Source organism: Nonomuraea polychroma (assembly GCF_004011505.1).
Lineage (GTDB): Bacteria > Actinomycetota > Actinomycetes > Streptosporangiales > Streptosporangiaceae > Nonomuraea > Nonomuraea polychroma.
On the sequence record NZ_SAUN01000001.1, the window covers coordinates 3,562,008 to 3,584,855 of the forward strand.

General features: G+C 72.6%; 22 protein-coding genes. 6 read left to right on the forward strand and 16 right to left on the reverse strand.

The genetic code is table 11. The annotated features are described in order from the left end of the window. Positions 1 to 284: 284 nt before the first annotated feature. Both tsaA and EDD27_RS15965 read right to left on the reverse strand, forming a co-directional pair. Positions 285 to 686 carry a tRNA (N6-threonylcarbamoyladenosine(37)-N6)-methyltransferase TrmO gene (gene tsaA / locus EDD27_RS15960; protein ID WP_127933139.1) on the reverse strand — a complete coding sequence of 134 codons (402 nt, stop codon included), beginning with the start codon at positions 684 to 686 and terminating at the stop codon, positions 285 to 287. 299 nt (positions 687 to 985) lie between these two features. Then, positions 986 to 1,942 (reverse strand): helix-turn-helix transcriptional regulator, encoded by a 957-nt coding sequence (locus tag EDD27_RS15965; protein ID WP_164903630.1) that lies wholly within the window; start codon positions 1,940 to 1,942, stop codon positions 986 to 988. Positions 1,943 to 2,029: 87 nt separating this feature from the next. Between EDD27_RS15965 and EDD27_RS15975 the strand changes: the two genes are divergently transcribed. Next, positions 2,030 to 3,133: an epoxide hydrolase family protein gene (locus EDD27_RS15975; RefSeq protein ID WP_127933141.1), complete on the forward strand. Its 1,104-nt coding sequence runs from the start codon at positions 2,030 to 2,032 to the stop codon at positions 3,131 to 3,133. Positions 3,134 to 3,135: 2 nt separating this feature from the next. Here the strand turns inward: EDD27_RS15975 and EDD27_RS15980 are convergent, their stop codons facing one another. The 4 genes from EDD27_RS15980 to EDD27_RS15995 form a co-directional block, all read right to left on the reverse strand. Then, a complete protein-coding gene (locus EDD27_RS15980) occupies positions 3,136 to 3,789 on the reverse strand; it encodes a glyoxalase superfamily protein (RefSeq protein ID WP_127933142.1) in 654 nt (217 codons plus the stop codon). Positions 3,790 to 4,052: 263 nt separating this feature from the next. Beyond that, positions 4,053 to 4,451: a hypothetical protein gene (locus EDD27_RS15985; RefSeq protein ID WP_127933143.1), complete on the reverse strand. Its 399-nt coding sequence runs from the start codon at positions 4,449 to 4,451 to the stop codon at positions 4,053 to 4,055. A gap of 155 nt (positions 4,452 to 4,606) precedes the next feature. Further along, the gene (locus tag EDD27_RS15990; protein ID WP_127933144.1) at positions 4,607 to 5,707 is read right to left on the reverse strand and encodes a sensor histidine kinase; all 1,101 of its coding nucleotides are present in this window, start codon (positions 5,705 to 5,707) and stop codon (positions 4,607 to 4,609) included. Next, positions 5,691 to 6,308: a DedA family protein gene (locus tag EDD27_RS15995; RefSeq protein WP_127933145.1), complete on the reverse strand. Its 618-nt coding sequence runs from the start codon at positions 6,306 to 6,308 to the stop codon at positions 5,691 to 5,693. The genes EDD27_RS15990 and EDD27_RS15995 overlap by 17 nt, the downstream gene beginning before the upstream one ends. 110 nt (positions 6,309 to 6,418) lie before the next feature. Between EDD27_RS15995 and EDD27_RS16000 the strand changes: the two genes are divergently transcribed. Together EDD27_RS16000 and EDD27_RS16005 are read left to right on the forward strand one after the other, a co-directional pair. Continuing rightward, complete coding sequence (locus tag EDD27_RS16000; RefSeq protein ID WP_127933146.1) at positions 6,419 to 9,139, forward strand: DEAD/DEAH box helicase; 2,721 nt, start codon at positions 6,419 to 6,421, stop codon at positions 9,137 to 9,139. After that, the gene (locus EDD27_RS16005) at positions 9,136 to 10,272 is read left to right on the forward strand and encodes an SWIM zinc finger family protein (protein WP_127933147.1); all 1,137 of its coding nucleotides are present in this window, start codon (positions 9,136 to 9,138) and stop codon (positions 10,270 to 10,272) included. Before EDD27_RS16000 ends, EDD27_RS16005 begins: the two co-directional genes overlap by 4 nt. On the opposite strand, the gene EDD27_RS16010 is transcribed toward EDD27_RS16005, so the two are convergent. Further along, positions 10,260 to 11,204, reverse strand: coding sequence for a helix-turn-helix transcriptional regulator (locus EDD27_RS16010; protein ID WP_127933148.1), 945 nt, complete (start codon positions 11,202 to 11,204; stop codon positions 10,260 to 10,262). The genes EDD27_RS16005 and EDD27_RS16010 overlap by 13 nt on opposite strands. Positions 11,205 to 11,265: 61 nt before the next feature. Here EDD27_RS16010 and EDD27_RS16015 point away from each other — a divergent pair, with 61 nt between their 5' ends. Both EDD27_RS16015 and EDD27_RS16020 read left to right on the forward strand, forming a co-directional pair. After that, positions 11,266 to 11,718, forward strand: a complete 453-nt coding sequence (locus EDD27_RS16015) for a VOC family protein (RefSeq protein WP_241564065.1) — start codon at positions 11,266 to 11,268, stop codon at positions 11,716 to 11,718. Next, positions 11,715 to 12,068, forward strand: coding sequence for a YdeI/OmpD-associated family protein (locus EDD27_RS16020; protein WP_127933149.1), 354 nt, complete (start codon positions 11,715 to 11,717; stop codon positions 12,066 to 12,068). The genes EDD27_RS16015 and EDD27_RS16020 overlap by 4 nt, the downstream gene beginning before the upstream one ends. A 22-nt stretch (positions 12,069 to 12,090) precedes the next feature. Here EDD27_RS16020 and EDD27_RS16025 read toward each other — a convergent pair whose 3' ends face one another. After that, entirely contained in the window at positions 12,091 to 12,729 is a 639-nt protein-coding gene (locus EDD27_RS16025) for an NAD(P)-dependent oxidoreductase (protein ID WP_127933150.1), read from the reverse strand. Positions 12,730 to 12,910: 181 nt separating this feature from the next. On the opposite strand from EDD27_RS16025, the gene EDD27_RS16030 reads away from it, so the two are divergent. Next, on the forward strand, positions 12,911 to 15,871 hold the full coding sequence (locus EDD27_RS16030; protein WP_127933151.1) for a hypothetical protein: 2,961 nt from the start codon (positions 12,911 to 12,913) through the stop codon (positions 15,869 to 15,871). Between the two features lie 53 nt (positions 15,872 to 15,924). On the opposite strand, the gene EDD27_RS16035 is transcribed toward EDD27_RS16030, so the two are convergent. From EDD27_RS16035 to thrC, 8 genes are all read right to left on the reverse strand, one after another. After that, entirely contained in the window at positions 15,925 to 16,542 is a 618-nt protein-coding gene (locus EDD27_RS16035; RefSeq protein WP_127933152.1) for an SRPBCC family protein, read from the reverse strand. Beyond that, positions 16,542 to 16,892 (reverse strand): ArsR/SmtB family transcription factor, encoded by a 351-nt coding sequence (locus EDD27_RS16040; protein WP_127933153.1) that lies wholly within the window; start codon positions 16,890 to 16,892, stop codon positions 16,542 to 16,544. Before EDD27_RS16040 ends, EDD27_RS16035 begins: the two co-directional genes overlap by 1 nt. Before the next feature lie 52 nt (positions 16,893 to 16,944). After that, a complete protein-coding gene (locus tag EDD27_RS16045) occupies positions 16,945 to 17,550 on the reverse strand; it encodes an energy-coupling factor transporter transmembrane component T family protein (protein WP_127933154.1) in 606 nt (201 codons plus the stop codon). Continuing rightward, entirely contained in the window at positions 17,547 to 18,221 is a 675-nt protein-coding gene (locus EDD27_RS16050) for an energy-coupling factor ABC transporter ATP-binding protein (RefSeq protein ID WP_127933155.1), read from the reverse strand. The genes EDD27_RS16045 and EDD27_RS16050 overlap by 4 nt, the downstream gene beginning before the upstream one ends. 105 nt (positions 18,222 to 18,326) lie before the next feature. Further along, positions 18,327 to 19,604 carry a thiolase family protein gene (locus tag EDD27_RS16055; protein ID WP_127933156.1) on the reverse strand — a complete coding sequence of 426 codons (1,278 nt, stop codon included), beginning with the start codon at positions 19,602 to 19,604 and terminating at the stop codon, positions 18,327 to 18,329. 1 nt (position 19,605) lies between these two features. Then, a complete protein-coding gene (locus tag EDD27_RS16060; RefSeq protein WP_127933157.1) occupies positions 19,606 to 20,973 on the reverse strand; it encodes a class I adenylate-forming enzyme family protein in 1,368 nt (455 codons plus the stop codon). A gap of 55 nt (positions 20,974 to 21,028) precedes the next feature. Continuing rightward, positions 21,029 to 21,637, reverse strand: a complete 609-nt coding sequence (locus EDD27_RS16065) for a biotin transporter BioY (protein ID WP_127933158.1) — start codon at positions 21,635 to 21,637, stop codon at positions 21,029 to 21,031. Between the two features lie 99 nt (positions 21,638 to 21,736). Next, entirely contained in the window at positions 21,737 to 22,801 is a 1,065-nt protein-coding gene (thrC, locus tag EDD27_RS16070) for a threonine synthase (RefSeq protein WP_127933159.1), read from the reverse strand. Positions 22,802 to 22,848 lie beyond the last annotated feature (47 nt).

The following is a 22,848-nucleotide window of genomic DNA, read 5'->3' on the forward strand; positions in this document are numbered from 1 at the left end:
CAAGTCACAGCAAGATCAACGCCGTTTGGGGCTCATGACACGTTTCTTACCGGCACCTCTACAAGAGTCGTGCCCTCGCCAAGGTCGCCGGCGTCGCTCCCGACGGCACTGGCTCGCACCGGCTCATCATTGGCAGCGATGCCGGGCCCTTCACCGATCCGGACGGCTTCGTCTGGGAGGTGGCTCCCGCTGGAGTCGTCGCCGGCTCGTAGGCAGACCGGCGGCCACCCTCCTGACCGCGCTCGCCGTGACCCCGAGCGGCACCTCTCGGCCGAAGAACACCGCTAGCGCGTCGCGTCCAGGACCGGTTTCACGTCAACGATCGGGGTGCCGTCGATGGCCTCGAGATCGGCTACCCGCACCCGAAGCCCGTCGATCGCGAGCACCCGAACTCGGTGCAGACCGATGGGATTGGGCCGGTCGGAGGAACGGGTACTGAAGACACCGGTCAGCGGATTCCGCAGGTCATCGCGCGGATGTACCGCCAGCACGGATCGGTCGGCGAGGTGCAGCCACGTGAGGACGAACACCTCATCGCCGACCGTAAGATCACGGATACCGTCGGCCATTGCGGGATCGAACACCAGCCAAGCCTCGGGGCTGCCCTCCACACCCTGCTTCGGAGCGCTCGCGCGATCCGCCAAGGGCGACTCGACGACTCCGATTGGACGAATCTCGTACGTCACGACTCCTCCATACCGCGGGGGACTTCTCGTTGGCGGTGCAGCAGCGACTGCCGCGTTTTGATCGTGTCAAACACAAAGGCGTCATGATCGCCGGCGTAGGCGGCGCTCCGAGCCGGTCGCAGACGAACCCGCGAACCACCCGCATCGCGGCCATCGTGTCCCGCTTCGCAAGCTCGAGCAGATGCTGCATCTTGCCGGGGCTCAGTCCTCGACGCAAGCGCGCCTGTGATCTTGTCGCATGAGATGTCCATCGTCTCCCTTCTGGACAGGTCCGCCGGCGGCACCTGACCGGCCGCGGGCTAGGAGCCGATCGCGCGCAGGAACCGCCGGGCGATCGTATGCAGCTCCGCGGCCAGCTCGGGCGACCCCTCGACCGTGAAGTCCTCGCCGAGCATGGCCAGGTAGCCCGCCAGCATCAGCGGATCGTCCGACCCGGGCTCGAACACGCACCGGTCCTCCCCTACCGGCTGGATCTCGGCCGGCACCGGCAACCGCCTCGCCACCCGCTCGGCCGGCGCATGGACGATCACCCGAGCCCGGTAGCGCCAGGTCGCCTCGCCGACGCCACGGGCCACGTGCCGCGCGACGTCGCCCCCTTCCGGCAGCGGGCGCGGGGTGAAGCGAGGGCCCGCGGGCGTGCGGGGCTGGATGCGGTCGACCCGGAAGGTACGCCAGTCGTCGCGATCCAGGTCCCAGGCGAGCAGATACCAGCGGTGCCTGGTGTGCACGAGACGGTGCGGCTCGGTGGTGCGGACCGCCTGGCCGCCGTCGTATGTACGGTATTCGAAGCGCAGCCGCTCATGATCCCGGCACGCGGTCGCGATCGTGGTCAGGACACCGGCGTCGACGCTCGGCCCCGCCCAGCGCTCCGGCACCGTGTACACCCGCAGCGCCTCCACCCGGCGGCGCAGCCGCGGCGGCAGCACCTGCTGCAGCTTGACCAGCGCCCGGGCGGAGGTCTCCTCGATCCCGGCGACGGTGCCGCCGGCGGCCGTGCGCAGGCTCACGGCGATGGCCACCGCCTCCTCGTCGTCGAGCAGCAGCGGCGGCAGCGCCGCCCCCGCGCCGAGCCGGTAGCCGCCGGTCGGACCAGCCGTGGCGTGCACCGGGTAGCCGAGGCGGCGCAGCCGTTCCATGTCGTTGCGGATGGTCCGCGTGGTCACGTGCAGGCGTGCGGCCAGCTCGTCGCCGGTCCAGTCACGCCGCGCTTGTAACAGGGACAGCAATTTCAGCAGCCTCGCCGAGGTCTCCAGCATTCTTCGACTCTGACATCGATAGCGGAAAGAAGTGTTCCGGATTGGTCCGTAGCGTGGGAGGCGTACCTCAGCCGAAGGAGAAACCCCATGGACATCCAGCCGTACCGCATCGCCGTCCCCCAGGCCGACGTCGATGACCTGGCCGACCGGCTGGCCAGGACCCGCTGGCCGGACGAGCTGCCCGGCGTCGGGTGGAGCCGCGGCGTGCCGCTGGAGTTCCTGAAGGAGCTGGCGGCCTACTGGGCCGACGGCTACGACTGGCGGGCCACCGAGGCTCGGCTCAACGAGTATCCGCAGTACGTCACCGAAATCGACGGGCAGCCGATCCACTTCCTGCACCTTCGCTGCGACGACCCCGGCGCACTCCCGCTGGTGCTCACCCACGGCTACCCGAGCTTGTTCGCCGAGTTCACCGCCCTGATCGAGCACCTGAGGCAGGACTTCCACCTGGTGGTGCCGTCGCTGCCCGGCTTCGGCTTCTCGACCCCCGTCCGCGAGGCGGGCTGGGCGCTCGGCCGCACCGCGCGGGCCTGGGCCGAGCTGATGCGCCGCCTCGGATACGGCCGCTACGGCGTCCACGGCGGCGACATCGGCGCCGGCGTCTCCGGCGCGGTGGCCGGGCTCGACGGTGAGCACGTCGCCGGGGTGCACGTGGTGACCGACGCCCGCACCGCCGCCAGCACCGCCACCTTCCTGCCCGGCATGGCGGACGGGCTGGACCCGCAGGACGAGGTGGACCGGCTGATCCTGGACCGGATGGCGGCATTCCGCAGCGAGGGCAGCGGATACCTGGCGATCCAGAACAGCCGACCTCAGACCATCGGGTACCTGCTCAACGACTCGCCGGCCGGACAGCTCGGCTGGATCGCGGAGAAGTTCGAGGAGTGGACTGACCTGCCGTACGACCGGGACCAGTTGCTCACGATCGTGAGCCTGTACTGGTTCACCGGCTCCGGCATCTCGGCGGCCCGCCACTTGTACGAGCAGGCCCACTCCACCGACTGGGGGGCGCCGGCGGCGGTGCCGCAGGGACTCTCGGTGTTCGGCGCCGACGCCACGGTCCGCAGGCTGCTCAACCCGTCCGCCGACACCTTCTGGACGGAGCACGAGCGGGGCGGCCACTTCCCGGCCATGGAGGCGCCGCAGGCGCTGGCCGCGGACCTGCGGGCCTTCTTCGGCCAGCTGAAATAGCGTCAGCCGGCGTCGCGGGAGAACGTCCAGCGGGGCAGGACGGCGTGGGAGGCCGGATCATCGGGCTCGCTGAGCCGCAGGTGGTTGCCGAACGGGTCGGCGAGGATCAGCACCCGGGCGTCCCATTCCACCTTCATGATGTCCGGCACCCAGATCCCCGGCCCCCAGATGCGGAGGTTCCTCTCCTGGACGTAGGCCGACAGCTCCTCCCACAGGCCGTCGAGCCCGGCCAGCCAGATGTCGACCGTCGCGCCCGGCCCGGCCTGGTACGCGTGCTCGCTCAGCTGCAGCGTCGTGCCCGGCCGGGAGACCTGGCCGTAGAACGGGGTGCCGGGCCCGCGGGCCGGCCCGCCGAAGTCCAGGGTGAAACCGAGGAAGTCGACGTAGAAGTCCTTGGCCGCCTCCTCGGAGAAGACCCGCAGGACCGGGATGGTGGTGGTCTCCGAGAACGGAGTGCGCCACACCGAGCCCGCCCGCGGCTGCTCGCCGGGCCCGCTCTCCTCGAGCTTGGCCGCCAGGATGTTGTAGTTGTCCAGGCCGAACTGCCGGGCCACGATCTCCAGGCAGGCGCTGTGGGAGAGCTCGACCTGGCAGCGGTCGAGGAGCTCGGCGCGCAGGGTCTTGGCCATCGCCTTGGCGTCGCGGAAGGTACGCATGAAGGTGATCCTCCAGAGTGCCGATGCGGACGCACATGATCAGCGCTTGCGTTACTGACGGCGTCCGCGGCCGTGTGAAGAGGATCAGGCGCGAGATCGCGGTGCGTTCACCCTCCCCGGAAGGGGTGCAAGCGGCAGGCCGCACCAGCCGAGCCCGAGCGTACGAAGACGAGGCCGAGCGTGTCAACGGCATACGTGGTGCCCAGGTACGCCGTTGGCTCACCCTGCCGCGGAGCGACCCCGGCAGGGTGATGAGCGCGTGGTCAACGACCGCCCGTGAACGGCGCCTCGCCCTCCTTGAGCGGGCGGAAGCGCAGCGCCGACCACACCTCGTCGACGGCGACCTGGCTGTTGGGCCGCAGGCCGTACTCGCCCACGATCGGCCACAGCGTGTCGCGGTTGATGTCGGACTTGTTGCCCTTGGGGTAGGCCACCCACAACACGCCCGGCGCGGTCAGCTGGTCGCGGTGCCGGTCGAGCAGGCCGCGAGCCGCGGCGGCATCGGCGGCGAAGACGACCGCGACGTCCGCTTCCTTCAGGTCCTCGACGTGGTGGGCGCCGTCGGGCAGCGGTTCGAGGAGCGGGCGGTGGGCGGGGTCGGAGACCCACACGGTGGTCTGGGGCTTGACGAGCAGCTTGGCGGCAACGGTCTTGGTGGACATGCCCCAACCCTTCCACCGACAAATCAAGTGGTCAAGGCTGCTGCATTTGTCGGTGGATCGTCAGGACTCCAGGAAGTGCGGCTCGGCCGGCACCCGCCGGCTGTACCCACTGGTATGCGACAACACCGGCACCTCGACCGCGGGCTCGGCCAGGATCACCCGCACGGCAGCACCGCCGTGATCGTCGTCGGCCCGCCCGCCGGGCTGTCGACCTCGAAGACGCCGTCCAGCGCGGCCACCCGCCGGGCCAGCCCGGACAGCCCGCCGCCCGCGCGGCTCGCGCCGCCCACCCCGTCGTCGCGCACCCGTACGACCACCGCCGCATCCTCCTCGCGCACCTCGACCGTGATGAGCTCCGCGCCGGCGTGCTTGGCGGCGTTCGTCACGGCTTCGCACACCACGAAGTACGCCGCCGTCTCCACCACCATCGGCGGCCGCCGGCGCAGGTCGCACGCTACCCTCACCGGCACGCTGGAGCGTTCGGCCACGCCCGCGAGCGCTTCGCCCAGCCCGAGCGAGTCCAGGCCGCTCGGATAGACCCGCCAGGCCACCTCGCGCAGCTCGGCCAGCGCCTGCTGCGCCTCCTGGTGCGCCTGCTCCAGCAGCTCCGGCCGCCCCCGCCGGGCGCGCCCGACGAGCATCGACAGCGCCACCAGGCGCTGCTGCAGCCCGTCGTGCAGGTCCCGCTCGATGCGGCGCCGCTCGGAGTCCACCGCCGCCACGATGCCCGCCCGGCTCTCGGCCAGCTCGGCGATCCTGCGCTCCAGCGCCTCGGTACGGTCCGGGCCGAGCATCCGCATCGCCAGCCGCCGCTCCAGAACGTGCACCCCCGCCACGCCCGACAGGGCCACGAACAGCAGCACGCTCCCGAAGGTGCCGGTGTACAGGGCGAGGGGCAGCGAGCGCGCCATCCCGTCGAACGGCTCACCCCACAGCCACGCCCAGGCCAGCTGCCCCCCTTGCCATGCCCCGAAGGCGAGCATAAGGATCACCATCCCGCCCAGCAGGCCCACGGGCGCCCGCGCGGCCAGATAGCGCAGCGGCCGCCCGTCGTTCGCGGTGAGCGCGTCGAGGGCGGCGATGTCCACGCGCAGGCGGCGCGCCTCCAGCCGGGCCAGCCGCCGCGCCGCCGCGCCGACGTTCGGACGGCCCGCGAACGGCAGCGCCGGGAGCACGAACGCCAGGCCGCCCAGCGCGGTGACGGCGCCCAGCGTCACCGCGCCCAGCTGCCGCAGCCCCTCAACGACGAGCCGCATGCTTGCCCTTACGGCGCTCGGCCAGCCGCACGCCGACGAACACCAGCACCGCCGCCACCACCATGCCGATCACGATGTTGGTGCCGACCCCGACGTAGGCCTCGACCAGCGACCAGTTCTCACCCAGGAAATAGCCGGCCAGCACGAAGATGGTGTTCCAGATCAGGCTCCCGGCCGTCGTCAGCAGCATGAACGCGGGCAGCGGCATGCGCTCCACCCCCGCCGGGACCGAGATGAGGCTGCGGAAGATGGGGATCATCCTGCCGAAGAACACCGTCTTGCGGCCGTGCCGGGCGAACCACGCCTCCGTCTTCTCGATGTCGGAGACCTTCACCAGCGGCAGCCGGGCGGCGATGGCGTGCACGCGCTCGCGCCCCAGCAGCGCCCCCACCCAGTACAGCGCCAGCGCGCCGACCACCGAGCCCAGTGTCGTCCACACCAGCACCGCCACCAGGTCCATCTCGCCCCTGCTGGCGGTGAAGCCGGACAGCGGCAGGATCACCTCGCTGGGCAGGGGCGGGAACAGGTTCTCTAACGCGATCGCGAGGCCCGCCCCCGGGGCCCCGAGAGTCTCCATCAGTGCAACGAGCCAATCAGTCATGGGCTCAAGGCTATGGAAGATCAGATATGCCCGGAATGAGGCGAGTGCCCGACCGTGACTGTGGTAAACCACACCCCTCCCGTACCGTACACTGTACGGTCGTGAATGTCATGACGGATCTAGTGAGGCACGCAGCAGTCTTCGAACCCGGCGACCCGCCCAGGTCCGGGCATGTGACGTTTCTGGACCCGGGCGGGGACGACGCCGTGACCGTGGCCGAGCAGCACGCCGGCGCGGTGCGCCCCCGCCGGGTCGCCGCCACGCGGGTGCCTGTGGCGACGGCGGTGGCGGCCCTGGCAAGGGCACGCACCGACGAACAGGCCCATCCCGCCGCCCGCTTCTGGGGCGCGGCCGCGCTGGTCGCTCTCCAGCTTGTCACCCGCGGCCGCATCGTGCCCGGCGTGACGGCGGGCGACCACGACTCCTGGCGCGCCGGCCCCTTGGACGCGGCAGACGTACAGCGCATCCGCGACCTGGCCGCCGCCATGCCCGCCACCGCCCGCGCCGTCCCGATCGACGGCGGCGATGGGCCGATCGGCGAGGAGCTGTGGCTGCCCGATGCGGAAAACCTGCTGCGGGCCTTCCTCGACGCCGTCGCCGACGCCATGCCGCGCTCGCCCGGCGCCGTACGCGCCACCGGCACCACCGCCTACGCCGCCGTCAAACCCGTGAAAGTGCCGCACCTGCGCCGGTGGGCCGAGGAGTTGTCGGCCGGGCTCGACGCCGGGGTGCGCCTGTCCCTGCGCCTGGAGGGCGACGACCTGGCACTCGCCGAGTTCCGCGCGGTGGTCCAGCTGCACAGCCTGGCCGATCCGTCGCTGGTGGTGGACGCGGCCGAGCTGTGGCAGGGCAACGATCCCGGGTTCGGGCCACGGGCCAGGATCGAGGCGACACTCGCCATCCGCCGCGCGGCCCGCGCCTGGCCACGGCTGGAACGGCTGCTCGACAACGCGGTGCCGGACGAGCTGGCCCTGTCCGACGGCGACGTGGAAGACCTGCTGGCCGGCGCCGCGCAGCGGCTGGCAGCGGCCGGAGTGGAAGTCCACTGGCCGAGGTCGCTGGTGCGCGGCCTGACCGCCACCGCCGTCATCGGCGAGCAGGACGCGGCGCCGTCCGACCTGCCGTCGTTCCTCGGCGGCCACCACCTGACCAGCTTCAACTGGCAGCTCGCCCTCGGCGGGCAGCGGCTGACGGCCGCCGAGATGGACCGGCTGGCCGAAGCACACCGGCCCGTCGTACGGCTGCGCGACCAGTGGGTGCTCATCGACCCCGACCTGGCCCGCAAGGCCCGCCAGCGCGACCTCAAGCCGCTGACCGGGCTGGACGCCCTCGGCGCCGCGCTGACCGGATCGGTCGAGGTCGACGGCGAACAGGTGCCCGTGGAGCCCACCGCCTGGCTGCGGGAGCTGCGCGACCGGCTGGCCGAGCCGGCGGAGATCGCCCAGCCGGAAGGGCTGGCCGCCACCCTGCGCGACTACCAGCTGCACGGGCTGCGCTGGCTGGCCAGGATGACCTCGCTCGGGCTCGGCGGCTGCCTGGCCGACGACATGGGCCTGGGCAAGACCATCACGCTGATCGCCCTCCACCTGCACAGGAACGCCGGGCCCACGCTCGTGGTGTGCCCGGCGTCGCTGCTGGGCAACTGGGAGCGGGAGATCGCCAGATTCGCGCCAGGAGTCCCGGTACGACGCTTCCACGGCGCCGCCCGCACCCTGGCCGACGAGGGATTCATCCTGACGACGTACGGCACGATGCGGCTCGACGCGGCCCGGCTGGGCGCGCACTCCTGGGGCCTGCTTGTCGCCGACGAGGCACAACACGTCAAGAACCCGGCCTCCGGCACCGCCAAGGCTCTCCGCGAGATCCCCGCCGCCGCCCGCGTCGCCCTGACCGGCACCCCGGTCGAGAACAACCTGTCGGAGTTGTGGGCCATCCTCGACTGGACCACGCCGGGGCTGCTCGGCCCGCTCGCCCGATTCCGGTCGCGGTGGGCCAAACCCGTCGAGTCCGGCGACAGCGAGACGGCGGCCCGGCTGGCCCGGCTGGTAGGGCCGTTCCTGTTGCGCCGCCGCAAGAGCGACCCCGGCATCGCACCCGAGCTGCCGCCCAAGACCGAGACCGACCGGCCGGTCGCCCTCACCACCGAGCAGGCCGGCCTGTACGAGGCGGTGGTGCGGGAGATCATGCAGCAGATCGCGGACGCCCAGGGCATGGCCAGGCGCGGCCTCATCGTCAAGCTGCTGACCGGGCTCAAGCAGATCTGCAACCACCCCGCCCAGTACCTGCACGAAAGCGCCTCCAGGCTGCCCGGCCGCTCCGGCAAGCTGGAGCTGCTCGACGAGCTCGTCGACACCATCGTCGCCGAGGACGGCGCGGTGCTGGTGTTCACTCAATACGTCGCCATGGCCCGCCTCATCGACAAACACCTGACCGAACGCGGCGTGCCCACGCAACTGCTGCACGGCGGCACCCCCGTCGCCCGACGCGAGGAGATGGTGCGCCGCTTCCAGGACGGCCAGGCCCCGGTGTTCCTGCTGTCGCTCAAGGCCGCCGGCACCGGGCTGAACCTCACCCGCGCCGACCACGTCATCCACTACGACCGCTGGTGGAACCCCGCCGTGGAGGACCAGGCCACCGACCGCGCCTACCGCATCGGCCAGACCCGCCCCGTCCAGGTGCACCGGCTGATCGCCGAAGGCACGATCGAGGACCGGGTCGCCGAGATGCTGACAGCCAAGCGCTCGCTCGCCGACGCCGTGCTCGCCTCGGGCGAGGCCGCCTTCACCGAACTGACCGACGCCGAACTGGCCGCGCTCGTGGAGCTGCGATGAACGACGCACGCGGATTCTCCGCTTTCCCGCCGCAGCGCGCCGGCGCCCGTTTCGCCACCTCCTGGTGGGGGCGCGCCTGGATCAAGGCGATGGAGGACACCTCGCTCGACCAGGTCCTGCTGCGCAAGGGCCGCACGTACGCCAAAATCGGCCGGCTCGGCCCCATCACCGTCAGCCCGGGGCGCATCGCCGCCGTCGCCGACAGCGAATACGACACCGTCGTACGTGTCGAGCAGCTCACCGACGCCGAATGGGAACGTTTCCTGGACCAGGTCGCCGCCAAGAGCGGGCACATCGCCGCGCTGCTCGACCGCGACATGCCGCACGACCTGGTCCAAGCCGCCGAGGACGCCGCCGTGCCGCTGCTGCCCGCCGTCGGTGACCTGGAGCCGGAGTGCTCCTGCCCCGACTGGGGGCACCCGTGCCAGCACGCCGCCGCCCTGTGCTACCAGGTCTCCTGGCTGCTGGACGCCGACCCGTTCGTGCTGCTGCTGATGCGCGGGCGCGGCGAGCGGCAGCTGATCGAGGCGCTCCAGGGCCGCGACGTGCCCGACACCGCGCAGGCCGCGCGCGGGGTGCCGGCGGCAGAGGCGTTCGCCGCCGGCGTGCCGCCGCTGCCCGAGCCACCCCCCTCCGACGTCCCCTTCGCCCCGCCCGCCCTGGAGCCAGGAACCGGTGCCGAGTCCGTGGACGTGGCGGCCCTGCGGGTGCTGGCCGCCTCCGCCGCCGCCCGCGCCCGCGAGCTGCTGGTACGCGGCCGTCTCCCGGAGCTGACCGAATACCAGGACCGGGTACGCCTGGCCGCCGAGCACGACCTGGACCTCGGCCTGGAGAGCGCGGTGGCGGCCTGGCGCCACGGCGGCGCCGACGGCCTGGAGGTGCTCGAATCGGCCTGGACACCGCCCCGGCGGGACCTGGCCAGGGCGCGAGCCCTGCTGGAAGCCGGCTGGGAAGGCGAGCGGCCACCCCCGATCGAGGCGTGGCGCAACCGCTGGACCCTCGGCTCCCTACAGCTGCGCTACGGCCGCGACGGCCGCTGGTACCCGTTCGTCGAGCGCGACGGCGGCTGGTGGCCGGCCGGTCCGCCCGAACGCGACCCCTCGGCGCTGACCCACCACCTTCAGGGGGCGTAACGCGCGACCAGCTCCGCGCCGATCCTGGCCAGCTCGGCGCGGACCTGCTCCGGCTCCACCACCTCGATCCGGGCGCCCCACCCGGCCAGGTGCTCGGCGATCGACAGCGCCATCGGCGCCGCCACCCGCACCCGGGTCCGGCCGCCGGCGTCCTGCCCGAGCACCTCGCAATGGCGGCCGAACTGGTCACGCAACACCGGCACGTGCCGGTCGTGGATCAGCACCACCGCCGAGACGAGCGAGCGCCGCTGCTCGACCTCGTCGACGACCCGCTCCCACTCCGCCGACAGGTCGAAGTCGTCGGGGTGCTCGGCGGGCAGGTCCGTCATCTGGGCGCCGGCGATCCGATCGACGCGGAACGTGCGCCGCCCGCTGTCCGTGCCGGCCAGCAGATACCACACGCCGTCCTTGTCGACCAGCCCCAGCGGATCCACCAGCCGCTCCGTCGAGCGCCCGCCCCTGCCGGTGTAGGCCAGCCGCACCTTCCGCCGGCCCACCACGGCGCCCTGCAGGTCCTCCACCAGCTCCGGCAGCTCCCGGCCGACCTCGCCCCACCGCGCCGAGTCCGACACCACCGCTCGCGCCGCGGCCTCGGCGTCGGCCCGGAACGTCGCGGGCAGGGCTCGCATCAGCTTGCGCAGCGCCGACGTCAGCGGGGCTGCCGCGGTCGTCGCCGGCCCCAGCATCAGGAACAACGCCCGGGCTTCGGCCGCGGTCAGACCGGTGAGGTCGGTACGGGCGCCGCCGACGAGCTGCCAGCCGCCGCCGCGGCCCTGCTGCGGGTACACCGGGATGCCCGCCGCCGACAACGCCTCCAGGTCGCGGCGGGCGGTGGCCACGGAGATCTCCAGCTCCTCCGCCAGCTCAGCGGCGGTCACCCGGCCACGGGCCTGGAGGAGCAACAGGACGGCTACGAGACGGTCGGCACGCATGTCCTCATCCTCGCAAACAAAGTGCTCAATTGATGAGCACTTTCGCGGCGAGGATGGTCACATGAACCCGAGAGGAAAGGAACCGACCATGCTGGCCGGGCTCACCACCGTCGCCTACTACACCCCCGACATGGAGGCGACCAAGCGCTGGTACACCGAGCTGCTGGGCCTCGCGCCCTACCTCGACACGCCGGACTACATGGAGTTCCGCATCGGCGACTACCTGCACGAGCTCGGCTTCGTCAACAGCAAGCATGCGGGCAGCGAGCTGGCCAAGACCCCGGCTCCCAGCACGGTCGGACCGGCGGGCGCCGTGGTGTTCTGGCACGTCGACGACGTGCCGGCGGCCCTCGCGCGGCTCGTGTCCATGGGCGCCCGGGAGCACGACGCCCCGCACGACCGGGGCGAGGGTTTCATCACCGCCTCAGTGATCGACCCCTGGGGCAACATCCTGGGCCTGATGTACAACCCGCACTACCTGAGCGTCCGCGCCGCACTCAAGGAGACGTCATGACCATATTCACCGACGCCGCCGCGTGGCGGGACTGGCTGGCCGGCCACCACGACAGCGAGACCGAGGTGTGGCTCGTGATCGCCAAGAAGGGCACGACGGAGCCGACGACCCTCACCTACGGGCAGGCGCTGGAGGAGGCGCTGTGCTACGGCTGGATCGACGGCCAGGCCCGCTCCCGCGACTCCGCGACCTACCTGCAGCGCTTCAGCCCGCGCCGCACCCGCAGCCCGTGGTCCCAGCCCAACATCGCCCGCGTCGAGCGCCTGCGACGCGAGGGCCGGATGCGCCCGGCCGGCCTGGCGGCGGTCGAACGTGCCAAGGCCGACGGCCGCTGGGACGAACGCCCTTGAGGCGACCGGCCCGGACTACGGCCTAGGACGCCACCGAGATGACGTGCCGCGCCGACGTGGGGTCGCCGATCAGCCCCAGCATGCAGTCGGCCACGTCGGCGCGGGTGGTGCTCATGCCGCCCCGCACATTGAGGTCCCGGGCGGTGCGGTAGCGGTTGGTACGCCCCGCGTTCGTCAGCCGCGAGGGCCGCACGATCGTCCAGTCCAGATCGGAGGCCCGCACCAGCTCCTCCGACGCGGCCAGGTCGGCGTAGGACTGGCCGAACACGCGCTGCACGACGAGCGGCTTGAGCACGTACCGCGTGAGCAGGCCGTCGCCCGCGTCGGCCACCATGCCGCTCGCGCCCACCGTCAGCAGCCGCCGCACCCCCGTCCGCCGCATGGCCTCGATGATGGAGGCGATACTGGCGGAGTGGACGGTGGTCGGGCCGCGTCCGCGCGGGCCGATCGCGGTGATCACCGCATCGCGGCCCTTGACCGCCGGCGTGATGGCGTCGGGGTCCATCACGTCGGCCTCGACGACGTCGACCCGCGCATGCAGCTCAGCGGGCAGCCGGGACGCCGAGCGCACGACCGCGGTGATCTCGTGGCGCAGGTCGAGCCCTTGGCGGACCACCTCCAGCCCGATGCCGCCGGTCGCGCCGAATACGACGAGCCTCATGCGCCTTCCCCTTCCGTTCGTTAGTGAGCATTCACTCACCACCCTACCCAGTGCAGCCGCCGCCCGGCCGACCGCCCGAAGCCAGAGAAGGCCGTCCTCGGCAACGAGGAGACGTTCTCCGTCACGGTGGTGATCACGATTCCGCATCTTCGTGCCCTGATATGCGGGCCCGAGATGGATCATGCGTGATGTGGGGGTGGCACCAGAAGAGTCCCGGCCGCGGCGCCGGACGGCACGGTGGCTGAGCGTCGGGGTGGTGCTCCTTGCCGTCGCCGGCGGGTTGCTCACGGTGATGAACGTGGACGTGCCGCCTCCGCCTGGGGAGTATCCCGCCGAAGAGCCCACGGAGACCCCCTCGCCCGCCCCGCTTCGCGTGACCCTCGACCCGCCACGTGTGCCGGCCGGAACCGATGCGGTGCGGGTGAGCGCCTCCTGCCAGGTACCCACCGCTTTCGTGGTATCTGACGCCTTCCCGTACAACACGGCCCTGGAGCCCACCGCCGGCGGCGGCGTGTCCGGCGAGGTGGAGCTGGAGAGGAACATCAGCCCCGGCACGTACCGAGTGCTCGTCAGTTGCGAGGACGGCTCCGGCAGCGCCCAGGTCGGCAGCGCCGAGCTCGTCATCACGAAGGGTCCGGCCACTCCAACCCCGTCCGCTCAGGCGCGGATCGCGACCACCTACGTCACGCTCGCCCAGGCTCAGCCCGACGCCTGGCGCGCCCATCCGTCGGCGACGGCCACCGCCGGCGGCGACGAGCCGGACGACATTCCCTACGTGTTCACGGTCACGCACGAGCTGCGGGTGCCGGCCGATGATCCCGACGTCGCCGCCATGAGGTCGGGCGCCGCTGCTCGCTATCCCGATATGTTCGCCGTGACCAGGCTGGGGTGGGTCACCCCGGATTCGAACTCCTCCCGGATGCCGATCGTCTTCGCCGCGCCCGTCGTACGGCTGGAGCGCGGCGCGAGCGAGGCGGTCGTCACCTTCACCGGTCGGACCTATGGTTTCGCCGACCCCGACGACGGCGGTCTCATAGGCGTCGACTTCTCACCGCCCGACGGCGAAGACATGCTTCCTCTGACAGCGCACGAGATCGTCGTCTCCGCCACCGGCTGGACGGTGAGCGGCACGCGCGGCTCCCCGCCGCTGAGCCAGGACCGGCACCACCTGCGCATGAACGCCCGGAGCTCGATGAGAGCCGCTTTCCTCAGGGACGGCCAGACCGGATCCGTGGCCGGTTACCTCCTGGATGGCGGAGCGATCACCTCCTACATCGAAGGCAGCGAGCCGGACAGCAGTCCGGAGGAACAGCCTGAGGTGGAACTCCTCCCGCGAAGCTGGACAGCGCTGCAGACCGTCTCCGAGGTGGCGGCCTGGCTGGCCCTGCTCTACGCCCTCGTGCGGGCGCTCGGCGGCGCATGGTGGCGGCGGCGCCGCAACTGGGTGTGCGCGGCCATGCCACTGGCCGTCTCCGTCCTGCTCGTGGTGTTGTCCGGCTCGGGTTTCCTCGAAGGAGGGAGTCTGGCCGTGACCGCCATGGCGGTTCTGACGTTCGGCCTTCCCCTGCTGTCAGTCGTCTCCGCCGCCCGGGCCCTGAGCGACACCCGCCCAACGCTGGTCGGGGCCGGGGCGGTAGCGCTGGCCGGCATCGTGCTCTTGCTGTGGGCACTGTGGATGCTCACCGGCAACGCGGTCGTCTTGTGGGGGCCGGTCGCCGTCGCGGTCGCCACAGGTGTGGTGGCGGCGGTCCCCCGGTGGCGGCGCGCTCTGCCGGTCGTCGCGCTTGGCACGCTGGCCGTCGGCGCGCTGATGGCCGGACGGATCGCCGTGGACGGGATCGTCCCCGGACACGCGGTGTGGTTCGCACTGTACGTCGTGTTCATGTCCGTCCTGGCCATCGGCTGGGTCACCGAGGCGAGCCACCGATGGTCCACACGTACTGCGGCCGCATGCGCCGTCGCCGTGCCGGTGCCGCTGGGCGTCGTGTACTACGCGGCCAGCTCTGAGTGGACCACGACGCATATGACCGCCGACCAGCTCGAATCGATCCTGACCCCGGTCTACTTCTTCGCCACGTACGGTGTGCTGCTGCTGGCCTTGGCCGCGCTCCTCGTCCGAGTACGCCGCATCGGCCAGGAAAGCGCTGCTCTGACCTCGACGATCGCCTTCCACACGGCCGTGTTCTTCCTGCTCATGCTGAGCTGGCAGGCCGCCGGGAGCACCGAGTACTTCGGGCCGGCGCTGCTGCTGGCCTGGGCCGGCATCGCCTGGCTGCTGCCCCGCGCCGACGCGGCGGGACCCGCGGCGTTGACCCCCGTGTCCGCCACCGAGCACCGGACCCTGGTCCGCGACATGATCAGGCGCCGCTCCGTCCGCCTCTCCCTGACCGGCCTGCTGCGGCAGGGACCGGCGAGTGACGGCTCGCCGGCCGCCTTCGAGGAACAGCGCGCGGCGCTCGAACGGGCGGGCGACGAGCACGCCGGGCCCCTCGATTCCGACTACGCCCTCGCCACCGTCGCGGGGCGGACGCCGTGGCAGAACGCGCTGGCGGCGCTCGCCATGGGAACGCTCCTGTCGCTGCCCTTCTCGACGGTACGGATCATCGTGTCCGCCGACACGTGGCGCAGCGGAAGCACCGATGCGCTGACGGCTCTGCTCGCCCTGATCTCGCTGCCCGCCCTCTGCATGATCTTCGGCTACTTCTATCCGCGGGTGCGCGGCGACAACCCGATCGCGAAGTCGATGGCGTTGCTGGTGGCCGCGCTCCTCGTCGAACTGCCCGTCTACGTCCAGACGCTCGCCGCCGTCACCGCCACTCCGCCCTCGACCACGGCACCGGTGCCCGCGGCGGACGAGGCGCTGATCGGCACGCTCGTCGCCGTGGGCAACATCGCGGTCGTCAGCATCGGGCTCGGCTTGTGGTGGGAATGGCGGCTGATGCGGCTGGCGGGCGAGCCGTGGGCGCGCATCAGGAGCATCCGTACGCTGCGCACGCTGGGCCCGCCGCTGGCCGCCGCCGCCATCGCCATCGCGACCACGGCCGCGACCGCCCTGGTCAACAACGTGATCGCACCGCTGCCCACCGCCCAGGTCGGGGAAGCAGGTAACCAGAGCACGCCGTCCCCCACCCCCCGCCCCTGAACGGCGAAAGCGGCGAGGATGAGCCCGCCGGGCCGCCCGCTACCTCGGCGTCGTCACGACGACTCTTCCTCGGGGGCGTAGAAGGCGGTGATGTTCGCGACGGCGGCGGCGACCTGGTCCGGCGCGCCGCCCGCGGCCTCGTAAGCCCGGCCCCACGCCTCGCTGCTCTCGATGATGACCCGCCGGCCCTCGTCGGTCAGGTGGAAGGTGCTCTCGTCGAACTGCGGCAGGCCCGACAGGTGCAGGCTCAGGCCCAGCAGCCCGAGGTCCCAGCCGACCCCGACCGAGCCCGGACCACCCATCGCCCAGAACTCGGGCGGCACCTCGGCGGTGTGGACCAGTTCGAACAGGGTGCCGCCGTCCTCGGCGGACAGGCGCACCTCCACCTCGGAGAAGCCGGGGTTGTCGCCGAACAGCCAGCTGACCTTCAGCAGGCGGGGCGGCTCGCACTGCAGGATCTCGCCGCCCGCGTTGCCCTCGAACTGGTATTTGCCGCCCAGCTTCAGGTCTCCTGTCACGGGCAGGAACCAGCGGCTCAGCCGCTCGGCGCTGGTGCAGGCGTCCCACACGTCCTCGACGTCGGCGTCGTAGCTCCGGCGCAAGGTGACGACCTTGCGGTCGCCGTCGAGCAACTCGCGATGCGCCCGGGTGATCTCGTCAAACAAGTCCATCAGGTGTCCTTCGTCTCGCCTGTCATGCGGCGTTCGCGCTTGCCGCGGGCCAGCTCCGTGGCCAGCGCGTCCAGGCGCTGAGTCCAGAAGCCGCGGAAGAGCTCCAGCCACGCGTCGATTTCCTGCAGAGGCCCGGGCTGGACGGCGTAAAGCCGTCGCGTGCCCTGAGCCCGCACGCTGGCGAACCCGTTGTCACGCAGCACCTTCAGATGTTGGGAAACGGCCGGCTGGGAGATGCCGAACTCGCGCTGGATGACGGCGGTGAGCTCGCCGGAGCTCTGCTCGCCGCCGGCCAGCAACTCCAGGATCCGGCGCCGGACAGGATCGCCGAGGACGTCGAATGCGTGCACGACCTCAGTGTTTCAGGGACGACTTATATAAGTCAAACCTGAGGGAGGAGGGTCAGTCGTCCAGGCCGCGGGCGCTGAGCGCCTCCCCCAGCGCATCGGCGTGCCGCAGCGCGCTGACCACCATCGGCACGGCGAAGGCCCGCAGGCTGCGCTCGACACCCCGGGCCCGCTGGGCCTCCCGTACGCGGGTGGCCAGCTCGGCCAGCACGGGCACGCTCCGCACGGTCAGCGACAGCAGCAATGACAGCCGGAACGGGTCCAGCCCGGCGAACCTGGCCGGCCGCAGGCACCGTTCCAGCGCGGCCATCATGGCCGACGTGCGGGTGGTGATCGTGACCAGGCCGGCCAGCGCGACCGCGACCACCACCCGCAGCGTCGTGGACGTCGCGCCCGCCAGATCCACGAAGATCCACTGCATGCCGAACAACGCCACGGCGAACCAGCGCACCGGCCGTACCTGCGCCCAGGCCGCCGCCACCCCGACCCGCGAGACCGCGTAGAGCCCGGCCACCACGGCCGCCGCCCCCGCCAGCGCGAGCGGTGAGCGCAGCACCACCAACACCGTGCACGCGAGCGCGAGCCCGGCCAGCTTGGCGCCTGCGGGCAGCCGGTGCAGCGGGCTGGCGCCGGGGACGTAGGCGCCGGTGAGCCCGTTCATGACATGAGCTTGCGGTAGTGGCCGATGGCCTCGCCGGGCGTGCCGTCGGCGACGACTCGGCCCTGGTCCAGCACCAGCACCCGGTCGAAATCGGCCAGCAACGGCAGATCGTGGCTGACCACCACCACCTGCTGGGGCATCTCCCGCAGCAGGGCGGCGACCTGGCGCGAGTGACGCAGGTCCAGCAACGTGGTCGGCTCGTCCATGACCAGCACGTCCGGCTCCAGCACCATCACCGAGCACAACGCGAGCAGCTGCTTCTGCCCGCCGGACAGGTGGTGCGCGGGGTGGTCGGCGTGGCCGGCCAGGCCGTACCTGGCCAGGACGTCCGCCACGCGCCGCTCGACCTCCTCTCGGGGCAGGCCTTTGCGGCGCAGCGAGAACGCCACGTCCTCTGCCACCGTCGGCATGACGATCTGCGCGTCCGGGTCGGTGAACAGGAAGCCCACGCCGCGCCTGATCTTCGCGGCGTGGCGGCGGGTGTCCATGCCCAGCACGGTGACGCTGCCCGACGTCGGCATCGCCAGGCCGTTGATCAGGCGGGCCAGCGTGCTCTTGCCCGAGCCGTTGGCCCCGACCACGCCGACGCGCCGCTCCGGCAGGGAGGCGGTGACGCCGCACAACACGTCCCGCAGGCCGAGGCGCACGTGCACATCACTGAACTCGATCACCTCACTCCACCACCCCCAGGCCGAGGCGTACCGGCACGCCGGCGAACTCGATCATCGCCACCCAGCGGCAGAGGCACAGGTGCATGCCGGCGAACTCGATCACGCTCACCTCACCACTTCGAACAGGGCGGCCACGCCGAGGCCGCCGCCGACCGCGGCCGCGGCCAGGCCGAGCGTTCCCTGCGGGGCGCCGGCGCGGACGAGCCGGGTGAACAGCCTGGTCACCACGACCGCGCCCGTGGCGCCCCACGGATGGCCCAGTGCCAGCGCGCCGCCGTCCGGGCAGACCCGCTCCCCGTCGGCGCCCAGCGGGTCCAGGCCGAGCGCCTCGGTGACGGCCAGCACCTGCGCCGCGAACGCCTCCACGACCTCCACCGCGGCGACCCCCGCCACATCCACCCCCGAACGCGCCAGCACCCGGCGTACCGCGGGCACCGGCCCCCACCCGGGCAGCTCGGGATCGCACCCGACGACAGACCCGGCCACCAACCGCATCCCCGGCAGGCCCGCGCGCAACCGCTCGGGCACGATGGCCACGGCCGCGGCGCCGTCGCTGACCGGGGAGGAATTACCGGCCGTCACTGTACCGCCCGCCACGAACGCCGCAGGCAGCCGGGCCAGCGACGACGGCCGCAGTGGCCGCGGCCGCTGATCGTCACCCCGCCCGCCGACCGGGACGATCTCCTCGGCGAACCGGCCCGCCTCGCGGGCGGCCAGCGCGGCGGCGTGGCTGCGGCAGGCGTAGGCGTCCTGCCGCTCGCGGGTGACACCGCGCGCCGCGGCCAGCGCTTCGGCGGCCGGTCCCATGTCGGGGTCAGGGTGACCGGCGGGCGTGAACGGCGCCCGGCCGTACGGCTCGGCCGCCCCCCGGTGCGTACGCAGCGGCGCGGTCGAGGCGCTCTCCGCCCCGCCCGCGATCACCAGGTCCGCCTCCCCGGCGCGGACCGCCTGCCCGGCCAGCAGGATCGCGGCCAGCCCGCTGCCGCACTGCCGGTCCACCGTCACCCCGGGCACCGCGTGACCCAGCCCGGCCGCCAGCGCCGCCACCCTGGCCACGTTGCCGCCGGGACCCATGCAGTTGCCCAGCACCACGTCGTCCACCTGGCGTCCGGCGACGTCGCGGGCCACGGCCTCGATCACGGGCGCCGCCAGCAGGTCCACGGTCAGGTTTTTGAACGCGTGCCCGGCCGTGCCGATCGGGGTCCGACGCGCGGCCACGATGACCGGCTCGTCACCCGTGAGCCGGCGCCGGGTAGGGCGGTCGCTCGTGGGTTCGCGGTCGGTGCCTGCGGCGGGCGGCCGGTCGCTCGTGGGCTCGCGGTGGATGCCTGCGCCGGTCGGCTGGTCGCCGCCTGCCGGTGCGCCGATGGGTGTGGCAGCCATGTCAGGTCAGCCGCCGGATGTCGGGATCGTCGGCGGCCAGGCGTGCCGCCACCAGGGCGCGCGCGGGCTTGCCCGCCCGGGTGCGCGGCAGGCTCGGCACCGCGTACCAGCGGCGCGGCCGCTGCGCCACGTCCAGACCGCTCCTGGCCACCGCCTCCAGCAGCGCCCGCGGCGGGGGCCCGCCGCCGTCGGCCTCCAGGATGGCCGTGACCACCGAGCCCAGCGACGGGTGCGGCGAGCCGATCACCACGATGTCCCCCACGCCGGGCACCTTCCTCAGCACGTCCTCGACGTCCTCGGGCACGACGGTGGCGCCGCCGGTCTGGATCGCGCCGTCGCCGCGCCCGCGCAGCCGCAACACCTCTCCTTCCCGGTACGGGTGCGCCAGGTCGCCCACCGTCATCCACCCGTCACCGTCACGCCGCAGCGGACCCGCCGCCCCGCCCAGATATCCCTCGGCCAGCCACGGCGAACGCGCCCACACCTCGCCCAGCATGCCTCCTGGGCCGGTCCGCACCTCGATCTCGACGCCCGGAAAAGGGTGCAACCCGCCCCCGTCGGCGTCCGCCGCGACGAACGACAGCTCGGTCGCGCCGTAATACGACACCACCCGCACCCCGGCCCGCTCCGCCGCCGCCCGCCACCGGGGGTCGAGGGCAGCGCCGCCGGCCACGGCCGTACGCAGCGCACCCGGCGCGGCGAGCACGGCAGGCAGCAGGTGCGGCACCAGATGCACGACCGTGGCCTGTTCGAGGAACGCGCCCAGCGATCCCGCGGGCCAGCGGCCGGGCACGACGGCCGTCGCGCCGGTGGCCAGGGCGTGCACGGCCGCGAAGGCGTACAAGGAGGACGACAGCGGCCCAGGGATCAGCACGACGTCGTCACGCCCGATCCCGGCCAGCTCGTCGAGGTGCGGGAACGACGCCGTCCATGACGCGCGCGTGCGGACGACGGCACGCGGGCGGCCGGTGCTGCCCGAACTGAAGCACGCCCACGACCGGTCGCCAGGCCCCGGCACGTGCTCGACGGCGGGACCCGGCACGTACGGCAGCGGCGCGTCGACCAGGACGTCCACCGCCGCCGCGCCGATCATCCGAGCCCACCGCCGCCGGTCCCAGGCATGGTCGCCCACCAGCGGCGTGGCACCGGCCAGGTCCGCCGCCAGCACGCTCACCACCAGCGCCACCGGGTCGGCCACCCCGATCCCCACCAGCGACGCCGGGCTCACACCGCGGCGCAGCAGATGCCGCGCGGCACCGTGGACGTTCTCGGCGAGCTCGCCGTAAGTGAGCTCGCCGAGCGGCCCGCGCAGCGCCACCCGGCCCGGACGAAGGGCCGCGTGGCGCATGACGTGATCGGCTACCGGCATGAACCCGCCCCGCCGCCGCTCTCGGCCGACACTTCCCCGGCCGGATGGGCGCGAGTCAATGCATCCTGCCGGCCCGCAGCCGCTCGCGGTATACGGTGGGCACCGCGTCCGGGTAGGCCCGCTGCGTGCCCCTGACCACGACCGCGGCCAGCACCGCCTTGATCAGGTCACCCGGCACGAACGCGAGGGCGAACCACGCCGTCGTGCCCAGGGACGCCCCCGTGACCACGGCCTGTACGGGGATCCCGAACAGGTAGACCACCCCGACCCCGCCCGCCAGGCACGCCAGCACGAGCTGGGCGGTCCCCGGGTTGCGGCCGGCCCGTTCGACGAGCCAGCCGGTCAGGGCGGCCCCGGGGATCCAGCCGATGAGGAATCCGGCCGATGGCCCGGCGAACACGCCCAGGCCGCCGCGCCCGCCGGCCAGCAGCGGCAGCCCGGCGGCGACCAGCACGAGCAGCACCACGACGGCGAGTGCGGCCCGCCACGTGCCGAGAATCGCGCCCGCCAGCATCACGCCCAGCGTCTGCAACGTGATCGGCACAGCGTTGCCGAAGACGTTGAACGAGCCCGGCAGCCCGAGCACCGCGATCAGCGCGGCGAACACGGCCACCCTCGCCAGGTCTCCCGTGGGGAACCTGCGCTTCCTGCCTGCATTCTTCATGAGGTCGATCCCACACCAGAACGGCACGCTTCAGTCATGGAGGTATCCCACAACTTTCCTGTCGATGGTCTGCGAGCGAACGATACCGTCCCGCCGCACTCAGGCGGCCAGGCGCAGGGCGCGGGCCACGTCCGCGGTGGCGGCGGAGGTCTCGGTCGTGGTGTAGCCGTCGCGCAGGGAGGCGTCGAGATCCTTGAGCCCATTGCCGCTCAGCGTGATCACCACGCGCAGGCCCGGCTCCACCAGGCCCCGCTCGTGCCGGTCGAGCAGCCCTGCCACCCCGGCCGCCGAGGCAGGTTCGACGAAGACGCCGTCGCGGCGGGCCAGCTCGCGGTACGCCGCGAAGATCTGCTCGTCGTCCACCGCGGCGATCAGCCCGCCGGACTCCGCACGAGCGGCGACGGCTCCGTCCCAGGTGGCCGGGTTGCCGACGCGGATCGCGCTCGCCTCAGTCCGCGGATCGCTGACCGGCGCGCCGTGCACCAGCGGCGCCGCGCCCGCCGCCTGGAAACCCCAGATGCGCGGCAGCCGGGCCGCCAGGCCGGCCTCGTGGTAGGTGCGGTAGCCGCCCCAGGTCGCGGTGATGTTGCCGCCGTTGCCCACGGGCAGGCAGTGCACGTCGGGTGCGTCGCCCAGCGCGTCGACGATCTCGTAGGCGACGGTCCGCTGTCCGGCCAGGCGCAGCTCGTTGCCGACGGAGTTGACCAGGGCGACGGGGTGGTGGCCGGCCAGCTCGCGGGTGACGCGCAGGCAGTCGTCGAAGGTGCCGTCGATCTCCACGATGCGGGCGCCGTAGCGGACCGCCTGGCTGAGCTTGCCGAGTGCGATCCTGCCCTTGGGGACGAGCACGGCCGCGGTGAGGCCGGCACGGGCGGCGTACGCGGCGGCCGAGGCGCTGGTGTTGCCCGTGGAGGCGCAGATGACGGTCTCGGCGCCGCGCTCGGCCGCCCTGCTGATCGCCACCGTCATGCCGCGGTCCTTGAACGACCCTGTCGGGTTGGCCCCCTCGACCTTCAGCCACACCTCGCAGCCGGTGAGCGAGGACAGGTACGCCGAACGCAGCAGCGGGGTGTTGCCCTCATTCAGCGAGACGGCTGGGGTGTCGTCGGTGACCGGCAGCCAGCGCCGGTAGCGGCTGTCGATCAAACCATGCCAGGTACTCATGCCCGCCACCGTAACATTCGTTCCGTAAGTGCGCGCAAGTGGAGATC